The sequence below is a fragment of the Micromonospora profundi genome, assembly GCF_011927785.1.
Classification (GTDB): domain Bacteria; phylum Actinomycetota; class Actinomycetes; order Mycobacteriales; family Micromonosporaceae; genus Micromonospora; species Micromonospora profundi.
Genome location: NZ_JAATJK010000001.1, coordinates 6,705,769 through 6,720,648 on the forward strand (window position 1 = coordinate 6,705,769; position 14,880 = coordinate 6,720,648).

Annotated in this window: 27 protein-coding genes; all 27 read left to right on the plus strand. The window is 67.5% G+C overall.

Annotated features, from left to right (window positions below; genetic code table 11):
• Positions 1 to 8: 8 nt before the first annotated feature.
• The 27 genes from rpsS to rplQ all read left to right on the plus strand — a co-directional run bounded on the left by rpsS (position 9) and on the right by rplQ (position 14,815).
• The gene (rpsS, locus tag F4558_RS30110; protein WP_007465299.1) at positions 9 to 290 is read left to right on the plus strand and encodes a 30S ribosomal protein S19; all 282 of its coding nucleotides are present in this window, start codon (positions 9 to 11) and stop codon (positions 288 to 290) included.
• Between the two features lie 41 nt (positions 291 to 331).
• Positions 332 to 790, plus strand: a complete 459-nt coding sequence (gene rplV, locus F4558_RS30115) for a 50S ribosomal protein L22 (protein ID WP_053653942.1) — start codon at positions 332 to 334, stop codon at positions 788 to 790.
• Complete coding sequence (gene rpsC / locus F4558_RS30120; RefSeq protein ID WP_007465294.1) at positions 790 to 1,659, plus strand: 30S ribosomal protein S3; 870 nt, start codon at positions 790 to 792, stop codon at positions 1,657 to 1,659. Before rplV ends, rpsC begins: the two co-directional genes overlap by 1 nt.
• A gap of 3 nt (positions 1,660 to 1,662) precedes the next feature.
• The gene (gene rplP, locus F4558_RS30125; RefSeq protein WP_053653940.1) at positions 1,663 to 2,088 is read left to right on the plus strand and encodes a 50S ribosomal protein L16; all 426 of its coding nucleotides are present in this window, start codon (positions 1,663 to 1,665) and stop codon (positions 2,086 to 2,088) included.
• Entirely contained in the window at positions 2,088 to 2,324 is a 237-nt protein-coding gene (gene rpmC / locus F4558_RS30130) for a 50S ribosomal protein L29 (RefSeq protein WP_007465283.1), read from the plus strand. The genes rplP and rpmC overlap by 1 nt, the downstream gene beginning before the upstream one ends.
• Complete coding sequence (rpsQ, locus tag F4558_RS30135) at positions 2,321 to 2,599, plus strand: 30S ribosomal protein S17 (protein ID WP_053653938.1); 279 nt, start codon at positions 2,321 to 2,323, stop codon at positions 2,597 to 2,599. The genes rpmC and rpsQ overlap by 4 nt, the downstream gene beginning before the upstream one ends.
• Positions 2,600 to 2,696: 97 nt before the next feature.
• Entirely contained in the window at positions 2,697 to 3,065 is a 369-nt protein-coding gene (rplN, locus tag F4558_RS30140; RefSeq protein ID WP_015619002.1) for a 50S ribosomal protein L14, read from the plus strand.
• Positions 3,062 to 3,382: a 50S ribosomal protein L24 gene (rplX, locus tag F4558_RS30145; RefSeq protein WP_007465276.1), complete on the plus strand. Its 321-nt coding sequence runs from the start codon at positions 3,062 to 3,064 to the stop codon at positions 3,380 to 3,382. The genes rplN and rplX overlap by 4 nt, the downstream gene beginning before the upstream one ends.
• Positions 3,382 to 3,948: a 50S ribosomal protein L5 gene (rplE, locus tag F4558_RS30150; RefSeq protein WP_053653936.1), complete on the plus strand. Its 567-nt coding sequence runs from the start codon at positions 3,382 to 3,384 to the stop codon at positions 3,946 to 3,948. The genes rplX and rplE overlap by 1 nt, the downstream gene beginning before the upstream one ends.
• Before the next feature lies 1 nt (position 3,949).
• A complete protein-coding gene (locus F4558_RS30155; RefSeq protein WP_007465272.1) occupies positions 3,950 to 4,135 on the plus strand; it encodes a type Z 30S ribosomal protein S14 in 186 nt (61 codons plus the stop codon).
• 116 nt (positions 4,136 to 4,251) lie between these two features.
• Entirely contained in the window at positions 4,252 to 4,659 is a 408-nt protein-coding gene (gene rpsH, locus F4558_RS30160; RefSeq protein ID WP_007465270.1) for a 30S ribosomal protein S8, read from the plus strand.
• 16 nt (positions 4,660 to 4,675) lie between these two features.
• A complete protein-coding gene (gene rplF / locus F4558_RS30165) occupies positions 4,676 to 5,218 on the plus strand; it encodes a 50S ribosomal protein L6 (RefSeq protein WP_053653934.1) in 543 nt (180 codons plus the stop codon).
• Positions 5,215 to 5,604 carry a 50S ribosomal protein L18 gene (gene rplR / locus F4558_RS30170; protein WP_167946987.1) on the plus strand — a complete coding sequence of 130 codons (390 nt, stop codon included), beginning with the start codon at positions 5,215 to 5,217 and terminating at the stop codon, positions 5,602 to 5,604. Before rplF ends, rplR begins: the two co-directional genes overlap by 4 nt.
• A 33-nt stretch (positions 5,605 to 5,637) precedes the next feature.
• Entirely contained in the window at positions 5,638 to 6,252 is a 615-nt protein-coding gene (gene rpsE, locus F4558_RS30175; protein ID WP_053653932.1) for a 30S ribosomal protein S5, read from the plus strand.
• Positions 6,252 to 6,434: a 50S ribosomal protein L30 gene (rpmD, locus tag F4558_RS30180; protein ID WP_030329904.1), complete on the plus strand. Its 183-nt coding sequence runs from the start codon at positions 6,252 to 6,254 to the stop codon at positions 6,432 to 6,434. Before rpsE ends, rpmD begins: the two co-directional genes overlap by 1 nt.
• Positions 6,434 to 6,877: a 50S ribosomal protein L15 gene (gene rplO, locus F4558_RS30185; RefSeq protein WP_053653930.1), complete on the plus strand. Its 444-nt coding sequence runs from the start codon at positions 6,434 to 6,436 to the stop codon at positions 6,875 to 6,877. Before rpmD ends, rplO begins: the two co-directional genes overlap by 1 nt.
• A gap of 235 nt (positions 6,878 to 7,112) precedes the next feature.
• Entirely contained in the window at positions 7,113 to 8,441 is a 1,329-nt protein-coding gene (gene secY, locus F4558_RS30190; RefSeq protein ID WP_053653928.1) for a preprotein translocase subunit SecY, read from the plus strand.
• Complete coding sequence (locus F4558_RS30195) at positions 8,442 to 9,095, plus strand: adenylate kinase (protein WP_053653926.1); 654 nt, start codon at positions 8,442 to 8,444, stop codon at positions 9,093 to 9,095.
• Positions 9,096 to 9,182: 87 nt separating this feature from the next.
• Positions 9,183 to 10,034, plus strand: a complete 852-nt coding sequence (gene map, locus F4558_RS30200; RefSeq protein WP_053653925.1) for a type I methionyl aminopeptidase — start codon at positions 9,183 to 9,185, stop codon at positions 10,032 to 10,034.
• A gap of 83 nt (positions 10,035 to 10,117) precedes the next feature.
• Positions 10,118 to 10,699: a DUF1707 SHOCT-like domain-containing protein gene (locus F4558_RS30205; RefSeq protein WP_053654949.1), complete on the plus strand. Its 582-nt coding sequence runs from the start codon at positions 10,118 to 10,120 to the stop codon at positions 10,697 to 10,699.
• 264 nt (positions 10,700 to 10,963) lie between these two features.
• Positions 10,964 to 11,185 carry a translation initiation factor IF-1 gene (gene infA, locus F4558_RS30210; protein ID WP_007073013.1) on the plus strand — a complete coding sequence of 74 codons (222 nt, stop codon included), beginning with the start codon at positions 10,964 to 10,966 and terminating at the stop codon, positions 11,183 to 11,185.
• 91 nt (positions 11,186 to 11,276) lie between these two features.
• Positions 11,277 to 11,390 (plus strand): 50S ribosomal protein L36, encoded by a 114-nt coding sequence (gene rpmJ / locus F4558_RS30215; protein WP_012184307.1) that lies wholly within the window; start codon positions 11,277 to 11,279, stop codon positions 11,388 to 11,390.
• A 266-nt stretch (positions 11,391 to 11,656) separates the two neighbouring features.
• Positions 11,657 to 12,037, plus strand: a complete 381-nt coding sequence (rpsM, locus tag F4558_RS30220; protein WP_007465236.1) for a 30S ribosomal protein S13 — start codon at positions 11,657 to 11,659, stop codon at positions 12,035 to 12,037.
• A 17-nt stretch (positions 12,038 to 12,054) separates the two neighbouring features.
• A complete protein-coding gene (gene rpsK / locus F4558_RS30225) occupies positions 12,055 to 12,462 on the plus strand; it encodes a 30S ribosomal protein S11 (protein WP_030329919.1) in 408 nt (135 codons plus the stop codon).
• Positions 12,463 to 12,475: 13 nt separating this feature from the next.
• On the plus strand, positions 12,476 to 13,102 hold the full coding sequence (gene rpsD / locus F4558_RS30230; protein ID WP_007465229.1) for a 30S ribosomal protein S4: 627 nt from the start codon (positions 12,476 to 12,478) through the stop codon (positions 13,100 to 13,102).
• Between the two features lie 98 nt (positions 13,103 to 13,200).
• Positions 13,201 to 14,223 carry a DNA-directed RNA polymerase subunit alpha gene (locus F4558_RS30235; protein WP_053653923.1) on the plus strand — a complete coding sequence of 341 codons (1,023 nt, stop codon included), beginning with the start codon at positions 13,201 to 13,203 and terminating at the stop codon, positions 14,221 to 14,223.
• 34 nt (positions 14,224 to 14,257) lie between these two features.
• The gene (rplQ, locus tag F4558_RS30240; RefSeq protein WP_053653920.1) at positions 14,258 to 14,815 is read left to right on the plus strand and encodes a 50S ribosomal protein L17; all 558 of its coding nucleotides are present in this window, start codon (positions 14,258 to 14,260) and stop codon (positions 14,813 to 14,815) included.
• Positions 14,816 to 14,880 lie beyond the last annotated feature (65 nt).

The following is a 14,880-nucleotide window of genomic DNA, read 5'->3' on the forward strand; positions in this document are numbered from 1 at the left end:
GATAAGACATGCCTCGCAGCCTGAAGAAGGGCCCGTTCGTAGACGACCACCTGCTCAAGAAGGTGGAAGTTCAGAACGACAAGGGCTCGAAGAACGTGATCAAGACCTGGTCGCGGCGCTCGACGATCATCCCCGAGATGCTGGGGCACACGATCGCCGTGCACGACGGACGCAAGCACGTCCCGGTGTTCGTGACCGAGGCGATGGTCGGGCACAAGCTCGGCGAGTTCGCGCTGACCCGCACGTTCAAGGGTCACGAGAAGGACGACCGGAAGAGCCGTCGGCGCTGACGCCGCGGGCATACGGATAGAGGGAACAAGGGGTTACAGCGATGCCAGGAAAGGGCGACGCTCCGGTGCTTCCGGGCGCGCGGGCGGTTGCGCGGCACGTGCGCATCTCGCCGATGAAGGCGCGCCGGGTGGTCAACCTCGTCCGCGGCCTGCCCGCGAAGGAGGCTCTCACGGTGCTGCAGTTCGCGCCGCAGGCTGCGAGCGAGCAGGTGTACAAGGTGCTCGCTAGCGCGATCGCCAACGCGGAGAACAACGAGCGGCTGGACCCCGGCGCGCTGCTCGTCAGCGAGGCGTTCGTGGACGAGGGCCCGACGATGAAGCGGTTCCAGCCGCGGGCGCAGGGCCGGGCGTACCGGATCCGCAAGCGCACCTGCCACATCACCGTGGTGGTCGAAGCGGTTGCGCCGGCAGCGCCGAGGAAGGCCGCGGCGAAGAAGGCCGCCCCGGCCACGGAGGCCGCACCGGCCGAAGCGCAGAGCAAGACGGAGGACGCCGAGTAATGGGTCAGAAGGTTCACCCCACTGGGTTCCGGCTCGGCATCTCGACCGACTGGAAGTCCCGCTGGTTCGCGGACAAGCTCTACAAGGACTACATCGGCGAGGATGTCAAGATCCGCCGGATGATGTCCAAGGGCCTCGAGCGTGCCGGCATTTCCAAGGTCGACATCGAGCGCACCCGCGACCGCGTCCGGGTCGACATCCACACCGCCCGGCCGGGCATTGTCATCGGCCGTAAGGGTGCGGAGGCCGACCGGATCCGCGGCGAGCTGGAGAAGCTCACCGGCAAGCAGGTGCAGCTGAACATCATCGAGGTGAAGAACCCCGAGTCGGACGCACAGCTCGTCGCGCAGGGCGTGGCCGAGCAGCTGTCCAGCCGGGTCAGCTTCCGTCGGGCGATGCGCAAGGCCATGCAGTCGGCCATGAAGAACCCGGTCTGCAAGGGCATCCGGGTTCAGGTCTCGGGTCGCCTCGGCGGCGCCGAGATGAGCCGGACCGAGTTCTACCGTGAGGGCCGGGTTCCGCTGCACACGCTGCGGGCCAACATCGAGTACGGCTTCTTCGAGGCCCGTACCACGTTCGGTCGGATCGGTGTGAAGGTCTGGATCTACAAGGGTGACGCCGTCCCGGGCCGGGAGGCTCCGGCCGAGGCCGGTCCGTCCCGTCCGCGTCGTGGTGAGCGCGGCGACCGTCCCGAGCGTCCGCGCCGTGGCCGGTCGGGTTCGTCCGGCACCACGGCTGGTGGCACCGAGGCCGGTCGGGCTGCTGCGACCACCATCGCGCAGCAGGCCGAGACGCCGAGCGGCGAGCCGGTCGACAGCGCTGCTGTCGCCGCCGCTGCTGCTCCGGCAGAAACGCAGCAGGAGGGCTGACAGATGCTGATGCCGCGCAAGCCCCCGAAGGGCTTCCGCAAGCCGCACCACCCGGACCGCAGTGGCGCGTCCAAGGGTGGTAACCGGGTGGTGTTCGGCGAGTTCGGGATCCAGGCTCTCGAGCCGGCGTACGTGACGAACCGACAGATCGAGTCGGCACGTATCGCGATGACTCGCCACATCAAGCGTGGTGGCAAGGTCTGGATCACGATCTTCCCGGACCAGGCCCTCACCAAGAAGCCCGCCGAGACCCGGATGGGTTCCGGTAAGGGCTCGCCGGAGTGGTGGGTTGCCAACGTCAAGCCGGGGCGGGTTCTCTTCGAGATGTCCTTCCCCAACGAGCAGACCGCGCGAGAGGCCATGCGTCGCGCGATCCACAAGCTCCCGATGAAGTGCCGCATTGTTACGCGCGAAGTGGGTGAATCCTGATGGCAGCGGGCGTTAAGGCGACCGAGCTGCGTGAGCTCTCCGAGGAGGAGCTGGTCACGAAGCTGCGGGAGGCCAAGGCGGAGCTGTTCAACCTCCGCGTGCAGGCCGCAACCGGGCAGCTGGACAACAACCGGCGGTTGCAGGTCATCCGTCGGGAGATCGCCCGGATCTACACGATCATGCGCGAGCGCGAGCTGGGGCTCTCGGCCGCGCCGACTGAGGTGACTGCATCATGACCGAGAACACCACCACTGACGCCACCCGCGCGCGCCGCAAGGTTCGCGAGGGCCTGGTGGTCAGCGACAAGATGGACAAGACCGTCGTTGTCGAGGTCGAGGACCGGGTTCGGCACGCGCTGTACGGCAAGATCATGCGCCGTACGAGCAAGCTGAAGGTGCACGACGAGCAAAACGCCGCTGGCACCGGCGACCGGGTCCTGATCATGGAGACCCGGCCGCTGAGCGCCACCAAGCGTTGGCGGATCGTGGAGATCCTGGAAAAGGCCAAGTAGCGAAGGCTCGAGCTCGCCCGGCGTTGCGTCGGGCGTTGGTTCCGCCAGGCTCCGGCCGCCATGGCGGCCGGAGAACCGGCAGACATAGGAGATAGACGTGATTCAGCAGGAGTCGCGACTGCGCGTCGCCGACAACACGGGTGCTCGGGAGATCCTGTGCATCCGGGTTCTCGGTGGCTCCGGTCGGCGCTACGCGAGTATCGGCGACGTCATCGTGGCCACCGTCAAGGACGCGATCCCGGGTGCCGGTGTCAAGAAGGGCGACGTCGTCAAGGCGGTCATCGTCCGCACCGCGAAGGAGAAGCGGCGTCCGGACGGCTCGTACATCCGCTTCGACGAGAACGCCGCCGTCATCATCAAGGACGGTGGGGACCCGCGCGGTACCCGCATCTTCGGCCCGGTGGGTCGGGAGCTGCGGGACAAGCGGTTCATGAAGATTATTTCCCTCGCGCCGGAGGTGTTGTGACCGTGAAGGTCAAGAAGGGCGACACGGTCGTCGTCATCGCCGGCAAGGACAAGGGTGCCAAGGGCAAGGTCATCGCGGCCTACCCGCGGCAGGACAAGGTCCTGGTCGAGGGCGTGAACCGGGTCAAGAAGCACACCCGCATCAGCACCACCCAGCGTGGCGCCAAGACCGGCGGCATCGTCACCCAGGAGGCCCCGATCCACGTCTCGAACGTGCAGGTCCTGGACTCCGACGGCAAGCCGACGCGCGTCGGTTACCGGATCGACGACAACGGCCAGAAGGTCCGCATCGCGCGTAGCACCGGTAAGGACCTGTGATGACCACGGCTACCGAAAAGACCATGCCGCGCCTCAAGGAGCGGTACCGCAACGAGATCGTGGCCCAGCTGCGTGAGCAGAACAGCTACGGCAACCCCATGCAGGTGCCGCGGCTGGTCAAGATCGTCGTCAACATGGGTGTCGGCGAGGCTGCTCGCGACGCCAAGCTGATCGACGGCGCGGTCCGCGACCTCGCCACGATCACCGGCCAGAAGCCGCAGGTGCGGCGGGCGACCAAGTCCATCGCGCAGTTCAAGCTCCGCGAGGGCATGCCGATCGGCGCGAAGGTCACCCTTCGCGGTGACCGGATGTGGGAGTTCCTGGACCGGCTGCTGTCCATCGCGCTGCCGCGTATCCGCGACTTCCGCGGTCTGGACGGGCGCAAGCTCGACGGGCACGGCAACTACACGTTCGGTCTGACCGAGCAGTCGGTGTTCCACGAGATCGATCAGGACAAGATCGATCGCCAGCGGGGCATGGACATCACGGTGGTCACCACCGCCACGACCGACGACGAGGGCCGGGCGCTGCTCAAGCTCCTGGGCTTCCCGTTCAAGGAGAACTGAGATGGCCAAGAAGGCGCTGATCATCAAGGCGGCCGCGAAGCCGAAGTTCTCGGTTCGCGCGTACACCCGCTGCCAGCGGTGCGGGCGTCCGAAGGCGGTCTACCGCAAGTTCGGGCTGTGCCGGGTCTGCATCCGGGAGATGGCCCACCGCGGTGAGCTGCCGGGTGTGTCCAAGGCTTCCTGGTAAGGGTGACCGCGTCCCGGCTGCCGGCCGGGAACTCCTGCACCGTTTAGGTATTGCTCTTCGCCGTAGGCCCGGGGCTGGTGCCCCGGGAACCCCGGCGAGAAAGGCTGACGAAATCCATGACGATGACCGACCCGATCGCAGACATGCTCACGCGTCTGCGTAACGCCAACCAGGCGTACCACGATCAGGTGAAGATGCCCTACTCCAAGATCAAGGCGAACATCGCCGAGGTCTTGAAGGCAGAGGGTTACATCGCCACCTGGTCGGTCGAGGAGCCCGAAGAGGGTGCCGTCGGCAAGCGACTGGTCGTCGAGCTGAAGTACGGCCAGAACCGGGAGCGGAGCCTGGCCGGCATCAAGCGCGTGTCCAAGCCCGGTCTCCGGGTTTACGCCAAGTCGGACGGGCTCCCGCGGGTGCTCGGCGGGCTGGGCGTGGCGATCATTTCGACGTCCCAGGGGCTGCTCACCGACCGGCAGGCCCGCAAGCGGAGCGTTGGCGGGGAAGTCCTCGCCTTCGTCTGGTAACGGGAGACAGGTAGAAATGTCGCGAATTGGACGTAAGTCGATCCCGGTACCGTCCGGCGTCGATATCACGATCGACGGGCAGACCGTCAAGGTCAAGGGCCCGAAGGGCGAGCTCCAGCACACCATCGCCGAGCCGATCACGGTCGAGCGTGGCGAGGACGGGCAGCTGAGCGTCAACCGCCCGAACGACGAGCGCAAGGCCAAGGAACTGCACGGCCTGAGCCGTACGCTGGTGGCCAACATGATCGTCGGCGTGACCGAGGGCTACCGCAAGAGCCTGGAGATCGCAGGCACCGGTTACCGGGTCACCGCCAAGGGTTCGGACCTCGAGTTCGCGCTCGGGTTCTCGCACCCGGTGCTCGTTCCGGCGCCGGCGGGTATCACCTTCACTGTGGAGCGGCCGACCCTGTTCCACGTGGCCGGCATCGACAAGCAGCAGGTCGGTGAGGTCGCCGCCAACATCCGGAAGATCCGCCCGCCGGAGCCCTACAAGGGCAAGGGCGTCAAGTACCAGGGCGAGGTCATCCGCCGCAAGGCCGGAAAGGCAGGTAAGAAGTGAGCGCCACGCTGCTCAAGCGCCGCCGCGGCGTCGCCGCCAAGCGCGCCGTTGGGCGTGCGCGTCGGCACTTCCGCGTCCGCAAGAACGTCAGCGGTACGGCCGAGCGTCCGCGCCTGGTCGTCACCCGTTCGCTGCGCCACATGGTCGCCCAGATCGTCGACGACACCAAGGGTCACACCCTGGCGTCGGCGTCGACCCTGGACGCCTCGCTGCGCGGTGCGGAGGGCGACAAGAGCGCCCTCGCCGGCAAGGTGGGCACCCTGCTCGCCGAGCGGGCCAAGGCCGCCGGCGTCTCCAAGGTCGTCTTCGACCGCGGTGGCAACCGGTACGCGGGGCGAGTCGCCGCGCTTGCCGACGCCGCCCGCGAAGCCGGGCTCGAGTTCTAACAACCCCGTCACGAGAGATAAGGAAGGCTGCTGATGCCAGGTCAACAGCGCCGTGGCGGCGGGTCCGGTGGCAACGAGGGTGGTCGCCGCGACAACCGCCGTGAGGGCGGCCGCGGAAACGCGCCCGTCGAGAAGACCCCGCACCTTGAGCGGGTCGTCGCGATCAACCGCGTCGCCAAGGTCGTGAAGGGTGGTCGTCGCTTCAGCTTCACCGCCCTGGTGATCGTGGGCGACGGCGACGGCACGGTCGGCGTGGGCTACGGAAAGGCCAAGGAGGTGCCCGCGGCCATCGCCAAGGGCGTCGAGGAGGCCAAGAAGCACTTCTTCAAGGTGCCGCGTATCGGCCAGTCGATTCCGCACCCGGTGACGGGTGAGGACGCCGCTGGTGTGGTGCTGCTCAAGCCGGCCTCGGCCGGTACGGGTGTCATCGCCGGTGGTCCGGTGCGTGCCGTGCTGGAGTGCGCCGGGATCCACGACGTGCTCTCCAAGAGCCTCGGCTCGTCGAACCCGATCAACATCGTGCACGCCACCGTGGCGGCTCTGCGGGGGCTCGAGTCCCCGGAGCAGGTCGCTGCGCGTCGTGGTCTGCCGGTCGAGGACGTCGCGCCGGCCGCCATGCTGGCGTCGCGTGCGGGGGTGGCTCGCTGATGGCACGTCTGAAGGTCACCCAGCTCCGGTCCGGCATCGGGACCAAGCAGAACCAGCGTGATTCGCTGCGTTCGCTCGGTCTCAAGCGGATCAACGACGTGGTGGTCAAGGAAGACCGGCCCGAGATCCGTGGCATGATCTTCACGGTCAACCACCTCGTGAAGGTCGAGGAGGTCGAGTAATGACGATCAAGGTGCACCACCTGCGCCCGGCGCCTGGTTCCAAGACCGCGAAGACCCGTGTGGGTCGCGGTGAGGGTTCCAAGGGCAAGACCGCTGGTCGCGGTACCAAGGGTTCCAAGGCCCGCAAGAACATCTCGGCGGCGTTCGAGGGTGGGCAGATGCCCATCCACATGCGCCTGCCGAAGATGAAGGGCTTCAAGAACAAGTTCAAGGTGGTCTTCCAGGTGGTCAACCTGGACCGGCTCGCCGAGCTGTTCCCGAACGGCGGCCAGGTTGGCCCGCTGGAGCTGGTCGAGGCTGGGGCGGTCCGCAAGGGCCACCCGGTCAAGGTCCTCGGCACCGGGGATCTCGGCGGGGTGGCGCTCCAGGTGTCGGCGCACGCGTTCAGCGCGTCGGCCAAGGAGAAGATCGCCGCTGCCGGTGGCTCCGCCACCGAGCTGTAAGGACGTAAGAGACATGGCGCCCGTCCGGTTGTGAGCAACTGGACGGGCGCCATGGTCTGCCTGGGCGCGTGTGCGCCCGGTAATATCGGAATCGGTTTATGTAGCCGGGCGCATCTGCCCGGAGGGGGATAGGGCTGTTAGAGTCCCATCCCAGCCATGGAATCCGGGCACTCGCCCGGATCCACCCCGACCCGCCAGGGATCACCGGCGGCCCGCCTCGCGCAGGAGGAAGAAGTTGCTGTCCGCCTTTCTCAGTGCGTTCCGTACGCCTGACCTGCGCAAGAAGCTGCTGTTCACAGTAGGCATCATCGCGGTCTACCGACTGGGCGCCACGCTGCCCAGCCCGGGCGTCTCGTACGGCAACGTGCAGAAGTGCCTCGACACCCTCCAGGGTGAGTCGACGGGTGTGCTGAACCTGCTCAACCTCTTCTCCGGCGGAGCGCTGCTACAGCTCTCGGTCTTCGCGCTGGGCATCATGCCCTACATCACAGCGTCGATCATCCTGCAGCTGCTGACCGTCGTGATTCCGCGCCTGGAGCAGCTCCGCAAGGAGGGCCAGGCCGGCCAGGCGAAGATCACCCAGTACACCCGCTACCTGACTCTCGGTCTGGGTGTGCTTCAGGCTTCGGCGTTCGTGGCGCTGGCCCGTTCCGGCCAACTCTTCCAGAACCGCTGCGACCAGTTCCCGATCATCCCCACCGGCACTGGCATCCCGGACTGGCTGACCCTGACCATCCTGGTGATGACGATGACCGCCGGTACCGGCATGGTCATGTGGCTCGGCGAGCTGATCACCGACCGGGGCGTCGGCAACGGCATGTCCGTCCTGATCTTCACCTCGATCGCGGCGCGGCTGCCCAGCGAGGGCTGGCAGATCAAGACCAGCAAGGGCTGGGACATGTTTGCCCTGGTCATCGCGCTGGTCCTGGTGGTCATCACCGCGGTCACCTTCATCGAGCAGGCGCAGCGCCGGATCCCGGTGCAGTACGCCAAGCGGATGATCGGCCGGCGGATGTACGGCGGCACCTCGACCTACATCCCGCTGAAGGTCAACCAGGCCGGTGTCATCCCGGTCATCTTCGGCTCGTCGCTGCTCTACCTGCCGCAGTTGGCGCTGCAGTTCTTCGATCAGACCGACCCGGGCAAAACCCAGGCGTGGATCCAGAACAACCTGGTCAACCCGAGTAGCCCGATCTACATCGCGGTCTACTTCCTGATGATCATCTTCTTCACGTACTTCTACGTCTCGATCACGTTCAACCCGACCGAGGTCGCGGACAACATGAAGAAGTACGGCGGCTTCGTGCCGGGCATCCGCCCCGGTAAGCCGACCGCCGACTACCTGGACTTCATCCTCAGTCGGATCACTCTGCCGGGCGCTCTGTACCTGGGTGTCATCTCCATCCTGCCGAACTTCTTCTTCATCTGGCTGGACAACCAGCAGTACCAGAACTTCCCGTTCGGCGGCACCGCTGTGCTCATCATGGTCGGCGTCGGTCTGGAGACCGTGAAGCAGATCGAGAGCCAACTCATGCAGCGGAACTACGAAGGGTTCCTGCGGTAGATGAGACTCGTTCTGGTTGGCCCGCCGGGAGCGGGCAAAGGCACGCAGGCCGAGTTCATCGCCGCCCACCTCTCGGTGCCGAAGATCTCGACCGGTGACATCTTCCGATCGAACGTCACCCAGGGCACGCCGCTCGGGGTCGAGGCGAAGCGTTACATGGACGCCGGTGAGCTGGTCCCGGACGAGGTGACCATCAACATGGTCCGGGACCGGCTGGCCGAGCCCGACGCCAGCGAGGGCTTCCTGCTCGACGGCTTTCCGCGGACCACTCCGCAGGCCGCCGCTCTGGACAAGCTCCTCGCCGACCTGGGCACCGCGCTGGACCTGGTCCTGGAGCTTGTGGTCGACGACGACGAGGTGATCCGGCGGCTGTCCGGCCGGCGCACCTGCCGGGGCTGCGGCAAGATCTGGCACGTCGAGTTCGACGCCACCACCCGGCCGGACGTCTGTGACCGTTGTGGCGCCGAGCTGTTCCAGCGGGACGACGACAAGCCGGAGACGATCGCCACCCGCCTGCGGGAGTACGGCGAGAAGACCGCGCCGCTTGTCGACTACTACGGCGCCCAGGGCAAGCTGGTCGGGATCGACGCCACCGGGCCGGTGGAGGACGTCACCACCCGGGCCATCGACGCCCTGCGGTCGTACGGCGGCTGAGGTCCGGCCGCATCACGGCGGATAGAGTGCGAACAGCGGGGTACGCATGACGTGCCCCGCTGAACGGCCACGAAAGGTAAACGCTCCATGCGTCGTCCCCAGCTGGATATCCAGCTGAAGACCCCTGACCAGATCGAGAAGATGCGGGCCGCCGGGCTGGTGGTCGCCGAGGCCCTGCGCCGCATGCGCGAGGCGGTTGCCCCCGGGGTGACCACCGCCGATCTGGACGCCATCGCCGAGTCGACGATCCGCGAGGCGGGCGGCGTCCCGTCGTTCAAGGGCTACCACGGCTTCCCGGCGTCGATCTGCTCCTCGGTGAACGAGCAGGTCGTGCACGCCATCCCCTCTGGAGAGCAGGTGCTCGCCGACGGTGACCTGATCTCGATCGACTGCGGTGCGGTGCTTGATGGCTGGCACGGCGACGCCGCCATCACAGTGGGCGTCGGCGACGTCGACCCGGCGCTGCTGCGGATGGCCGAGGTGGCCGAGGACGCGATGTGGGCCGGTATCGCTGCCGCCGCACGGGGTGCGGCCAGCGGGAAGGGCCGCCTCACCGACATCTCTCACGCTGTGGAGAGCGCGGTCCGCAAGGGCGGCAGGTACGGCATCGTCGACGGGTACGGCGGGCACGGCATCGGCACCGAGATGCACCAGGACCCGCACGTGCTCAACCACGGCCGACCGGGCAAGGGTCCACGCCTGGTCCCCGGTATGGCGCTTGCCATCGAGCCCATGATCACCATGGCGTCGCCGCGTACCGTCGAATTGGCCGACGGTTGGACGGTCGTCACCCGGGACGGGTCGGTCGCGGCGCACGTCGAGCATTCGATGGCGCTGTTGCCGGACGGCGTCTGGGTGCTCACGGCCTTCGACGGCGGCCGGACCCGTCTGGGCGACCTGGTGACGGCCCGCCAACCGGCAGTCTCGGCAGCCTCCTAGACCCCGCACCGCTCTGGCGCGCCGGGCGTCAGGGGGTCGGACGGGTGAGACGGTTTTTGTTTCCGGGTGGCATGCTTGCCGGCATGGACGGGCGCGACGGGATGCGAGCGGCGGACGCGGATCGCGAGGCGGTGGCCGAGCGTTTGCGGGCCGCCCTCGGCGAGGGTCGACTCGACCTGCACGAGTACGACGAGCGGGTGCAGAACGCGTACGCGGCGCGCACGTACGCCGATTTGGATGCCCTGCTGGTCGACCTGCCCCCGGTGGCGCCCGCCGAGCGCTCCGCTGTGGTGCCGGCCAGCCTGCCCGCCGAGCCGCCGAGCGTGGTGGTGGGCGACCAGCCGGTGGCAGGTGGCGTCACCGCCCGCTGGCTGGCCGAGGTGTGGCTGCCCTACCTCCAGGTGATCGGCATCGTGGTGGCCGTGTGGGGCGTCACGTCGATGCTCAGCGGCGAGCTGCTCTACTTCTGGCCGGCCTGGGTGGCCGGGCCGTGGGGTGCGGTGCTGGCGGTTCGCACTGTCACCGGGTTGGCCGGGGGAGAGCCGCGACGCCGGGCGATCGAGCGGGAGCGCCGACGGGAGCGCAAGCGCCTGAAGCGTGAGCGGCGGCGCGAGTTGCGCGCCGGTGAATCGGACGAACGAGACGATCCCTCGCCTGCGAGCTGACCACCAGCGGCCGCTTTGGGAGATCATCGGGTCTCCGGGAGGCGGGGTCGTACCCGACACGGTGCTCGGGTGCCGGCCGGTTTGGCGACGGCGTGCAGGCCGGCGTACACTTTCTGTTCGGCGCACAGCGTCCACTCCGGCATGCCCACCCTGCGCTTCGGTGGGAGCTGGAGCCGCGGCTGGCGCGGGCATCTGATCTTGGTCAGTTCCCGTGTAAGACGTTGTGGGCCGCCCGGAGCAATCGACGTCAGGACAGCGGAGGACATGCCGAAAAAAGACGGAGCCATCGAGATCGAGGGTCGAGTCATCGAGCCCCTGCCGAACGCAATGTTCCGGGTGGAGCTCGCGAACGGCCATAAGGTGCTGGCTCACATCAGCGGCAAGATGCGGCAGCACTACATCCGCATCCTGCCGGAGGACCGGGTCGTCGTCGAACTCTCGCCGTACGACCTGACCCGCGGGCGCATCGTCTACCGCTACAAGTAGTCCTGACGACGGCCGGGAAGTCCCGTGTCCGTCTTCGACGTCCGGTCTCGCGCCTCGCGCGTCCCCGGGCCAGATGGGAAGTAAGGCAACCGTGAAGGTCAAGCCGAGCGTCAAGAGGATCTGCAACAAGTGCCGGGTAATCCGCCGGCACGGCCGGGTCATGGTCATCTGCACCGACCCGCGCCACAAGCAGCGCCAGGGCTGATCTCAGCCCGTCCGGCCGGACACGGCCGGGTGGCGTTGGCCCAGGCAGATCCTCAGCGACACACAAGACACATGCTCGTCCCAGCCGCGAGCGGTACGTGAAGACGTACTCCTTTCGTGGCTGACCCCCGGTCGGAGGCCGGGGCCCGCTCGGGCAGCGACCGATCCCGGTCACCGGCGCTTACAGCGTCGGAAAGACGGGACGGCCGGTAGCGGGGTGGGACGGGTCCACACCTCCGCCACACATCACGAGGAGTACGCCCGCACATGGCACGTCTAGTCGGCGTGGATCTCCCCCGCGAGAAGCGGATGGAAATCGCGCTCACCTACATCTTCGGGGTCGGTCGCACCCGCGCCCTGGAGACACTCGCCGCCACCGGCATCTCGCCGGACAAGCGCGCTCGGGACCTCACGGACGAGGAGCTCGTGCAGCTCCGCGACCACATCGAGGGCAACTACAAGGTTGAAGGCGACCTGCGCCGCGAGGTCGCCGCTGACATCCGCCGCAAGGTCGAGATCGGCTGCTACGCCGGCATCCGGCACCGCCGGGGCCTGCCCGTGCGTGGCCAGCGGACCAAGACCAATGCACGGACCCGCAAGGGCCCGAAGCGGACCGTCGCCGGCAAGAAGAAGCCCGGCAAGAAGTAATAGGAGCGCACAGACTTATGCCACCGAAGGCTCGTGCCGGAGCCGCTGTAAAGAAGGTCCGGCGCAAGGAACGCAAGAACGTCGCCCACGGGCAGGCGCACATCAAGAGCACGTTCAACAACACCATCGTGTCCATCACGGACCCGACCGGTGCGGTCATCTCCTGGGCCTCCGCTGGCCAGGTGGGCTTCAAGGGCTCCCGCAAGTCGACTCCGTTCGCCGCGCAGCTGGCCGCCGAGGCCGCCGCGCGTCGCGCCATGGAGCACGGCATGCGCAAGGTCGACGTGTTTGTCAAGGGCCCCGGCTCCGGCCGGGAGACCGCCATCCGTTCGCTGCAGGCCGTGGGCCTCGAGGTCGGCCAGATCGCCGACGTCACCCCGCAGCCGCACAACGGGTGCCGTCCGCCTAAGCGTCGTCGGGTCTGAGAGGTAGAGAGAGATGGCTCGTTACACCGGTGCAGACTGCCGCCGTTGCCGGCGGGAGAAGATGAAGCTGTTCCTCAAGGGCAGCAAGTGCGATGGTCCGAAGTGCCCGTTCGAGTCCCGGCCGTTCCCGCCCGGGCAGCACGGCCGCGGCCGCACCAAGGAGACGGAGTACCTGCTCCAGCTCCGTGAGAAGCAGAAGGCCCGTCGTGTCTACGGCGTGCTGGAGAAGCAGTTCCGCGGTTACTACGAGGAAGCCGTTGGCAAGCAGGCCAAGACCGGTGAGGTCCTCCTGCAGATCCTCGAGTCGCGGCTGGACAACGTCGTTTACCGGGCCGGCTACGCCCACTCGCGGGACATGGCCCGCCAGCTGGTCAAGCACGGTCACTTCACGGTGAACGGCAAGAAGGTCGACATCCCGTCGTACCGCGTCAAGGAGCACGACATCATCGAGGTTCGGGGCAAGAGCAAGGAGCTCACCCCGTTCGTCGTCGCGCAGGCTCAGGCCGGCTCGAAGACGGTTCCGGCGTGGCTTGAGGCCATCCCGAGCCAGATGAAGGTGCTCGTGCACTCCCTCCCGGCCCGGCAGGTCATCGACACGCAGGTCCAGGAGCAGCTGATCGTCGAGCTCTACTCCAAGTAGTCCGAGCTCGTGCGGTGGCCCGCCCTTCGGGGCGGGCCACCGGAACGGTTTGTGTCGTGGACGTCAAATAGCGGGCGTCCCGGAAGAGAAGAGAAAAGATGCTCATCAGCCAGCGACCCTCCCTCTCCGAGGAGTCGATCAACGAGACCCGGTCGCGGTTCGCCATCGAGCCGCTGGAGCCGGGCTTCGGCTACACCCTGGGCAACTCGCTGCGGCGCACGCTGCTGTCGTCGATCCCGGGTGCGGCGGTCACCTCGATCAAGATCGACGGCGTGCTGCACGAGTTCACCACGATCCCCGGTGTCAAGGAGGACGTGGTCGAGCTCGTCATGAACATCAAGGAGCTGTGCGTCAGCTCCGAGCACGACGAGCCGGTCAGCATGTACCTGCGCAAGCAGGGTCCGGGCGACGTCACCGCGGGCGACATCCAGCCCCCGGCCGGCGTCTCGGTGCACAACCCGGACCTGAAGCTCGCCACCCTCAACGGCAAGGGCCGGCTCGACATGGAGCTGACCGTCGAGCGGGGCCGGGGCTACGTGACGGCTGCGCAGAACAAGCAGTCCGGCGCCGAGATCGGCCGGATCCCTGTCGACTCGATCTACTCGCCGGTGCTGAAGGTGACGTACCGCGTCGAGGCGACCCGTGTCGAGCAGCGCACCGACTTCGACCGGCTGATCATCGACGTCGAGACCAAGCCGTCGATGGGTCCGCGTACGGCCCTGGCGTCGGCCGGTTCGACGCTTGTGGAGCTGTTCGGTCTGGCTCGGGAGCTTGACGAGACCGCCGAGGGCATCGACATCGGGCCGTCCCCGCAGGACGCTCAGCTGGCGGCGGACCTCGCCCTGCCGATCGAGGAGCTGGACCTCACCGTCCGCTCCTACAACTGCCTCAAGCGCGAGGGCATCAACTCCGTTGGTGAGCTCATCGGGCGTACCGAGGCCGACCTCCTCGACATCCGCAACTTCGGTCAGAAGTCGATCGACGAGGTCAAGATGAAGCTCGCCGGGATGGGTCTTGGGCTGAAGGACTCGGCCCCGAACTTCGACCCGGCGAACGTCGTGGACACCTTCGGCGAGGCCGACTACGACACCGACGACTACCGCGAGACCGAGCAGCTCTAGTCCGCGCTGCCGCCACAACTGAGGAGCACCAAAAATGCCCACGCCCACCAAGGGCCCCCGCCTCGGCGGCAGCCCCTCGCACGAGCGGCTGATGCTGGCGAACCTGGCCACCGCGCTGTTCCAGCACGGCAAGATCCAGACCACCGAGACGAAGGCCCGGCGGCTGCGCCCGCTGGCCGAGCAGCTCATCACCAAGGCCAAGCGCGGTGACCTCGCCTCGCGGCGGCGGGTGCTGGGTGTCGTCAAGGACAAGGACGTTGTCTACGCCCTGTTCGACCAGATCGCGCCCCGGTACTCCAACCGCCCCGGCGGTTACACCCGGATCGTGAAGACCGGTCCCCGCAAGGGCGACAACGCGCCGATGGCGATCATCGAGCTGGTCGAGGAGCTTCAGGTCGCCGAGCCCAAGGTGAACAAGAAGACCGCGGCCCGCAAGGCTGCGCAGCAGGACAAGGTCGAGGCGCTCGCCCCGGCCGACGAGGCCCCGAAGTCGGCCCCGGCCGACCAGGACTCCGAGGCGCCGGTGTCGGCGTCCGGTGACACCGACGCCGCCCGCGAGGACAGCGACGAAGCCACCGAGAACAAGGCCTGATCAAGGGCAACGTCGGGCCCGGCACCCCCATCGGGGTGCCGGGCCCGACCCATGACAGGAGGTAC

Excerpts from the sequence above, each read along its gene's own strand:
- rpsS (WP_007465299.1), top strand. The coding sequence starts at position 9 with ATGCCTCGCAGCCTGAAGAAGGGCCCGTTCGTAGACGACCACCTGCTC.
- rplV (WP_053653942.1), top strand. The coding sequence starts at position 332 with ATGCCAGGAAAGGGCGACGCTCCGGTGCTTCCGGGCGCGCGGGCGGTT.
- rpsC (WP_007465294.1), top strand. The coding sequence starts at position 790 with ATGGGTCAGAAGGTTCACCCCACTGGGTTCCGGCTCGGCATCTCGACC.
- rplP (WP_053653940.1), top strand. The coding sequence starts at position 1,663 with ATGCTGATGCCGCGCAAGCCCCCGAAGGGCTTCCGCAAGCCGCACCAC.
- rpmC (WP_007465283.1), top strand. The coding sequence starts at position 2,088 with ATGGCAGCGGGCGTTAAGGCGACCGAGCTGCGTGAGCTCTCCGAGGAG.
- rpsQ (WP_053653938.1), top strand. The coding sequence starts at position 2,321 with ATGACCGAGAACACCACCACTGACGCCACCCGCGCGCGCCGCAAGGTT.
- rplE (WP_053653936.1), top strand. The coding sequence starts at position 3,382 with ATGACCACGGCTACCGAAAAGACCATGCCGCGCCTCAAGGAGCGGTAC.
- F4558_RS30155 (WP_007465272.1), top strand. The coding sequence starts at position 3,950 with ATGGCCAAGAAGGCGCTGATCATCAAGGCGGCCGCGAAGCCGAAGTTC.
- rpsH (WP_007465270.1), top strand. The coding sequence starts at position 4,252 with ATGACGATGACCGACCCGATCGCAGACATGCTCACGCGTCTGCGTAAC.
- rplF (WP_053653934.1), top strand. The coding sequence starts at position 4,676 with ATGTCGCGAATTGGACGTAAGTCGATCCCGGTACCGTCCGGCGTCGAT.
- rpsE (WP_053653932.1), top strand. The coding sequence starts at position 5,638 with ATGCCAGGTCAACAGCGCCGTGGCGGCGGGTCCGGTGGCAACGAGGGT.
- rpmD (WP_030329904.1), top strand. The coding sequence starts at position 6,252 with ATGGCACGTCTGAAGGTCACCCAGCTCCGGTCCGGCATCGGGACCAAG.
- rplO (WP_053653930.1), top strand. The coding sequence starts at position 6,434 with ATGACGATCAAGGTGCACCACCTGCGCCCGGCGCCTGGTTCCAAGACC.
- F4558_RS30195 (WP_053653926.1), top strand. The coding sequence starts at position 8,442 with ATGAGACTCGTTCTGGTTGGCCCGCCGGGAGCGGGCAAAGGCACGCAG.
- map (WP_053653925.1), top strand. The coding sequence starts at position 9,183 with ATGCGTCGTCCCCAGCTGGATATCCAGCTGAAGACCCCTGACCAGATC.
- F4558_RS30205 (WP_053654949.1), top strand. The coding sequence starts at position 10,118 with ATGGACGGGCGCGACGGGATGCGAGCGGCGGACGCGGATCGCGAGGCG.
- infA (WP_007073013.1), top strand. The coding sequence starts at position 10,964 with ATGCCGAAAAAAGACGGAGCCATCGAGATCGAGGGTCGAGTCATCGAG.
- rpsM (WP_007465236.1), top strand. The coding sequence starts at position 11,657 with ATGGCACGTCTAGTCGGCGTGGATCTCCCCCGCGAGAAGCGGATGGAA.
- rpsK (WP_030329919.1), top strand. The coding sequence starts at position 12,055 with ATGCCACCGAAGGCTCGTGCCGGAGCCGCTGTAAAGAAGGTCCGGCGC.
- rpsD (WP_007465229.1), top strand. The coding sequence starts at position 12,476 with ATGGCTCGTTACACCGGTGCAGACTGCCGCCGTTGCCGGCGGGAGAAG.
- F4558_RS30235 (WP_053653923.1), top strand. The coding sequence starts at position 13,201 with ATGCTCATCAGCCAGCGACCCTCCCTCTCCGAGGAGTCGATCAACGAG.
- rplQ (WP_053653920.1), top strand. The coding sequence starts at position 14,258 with ATGCCCACGCCCACCAAGGGCCCCCGCCTCGGCGGCAGCCCCTCGCAC.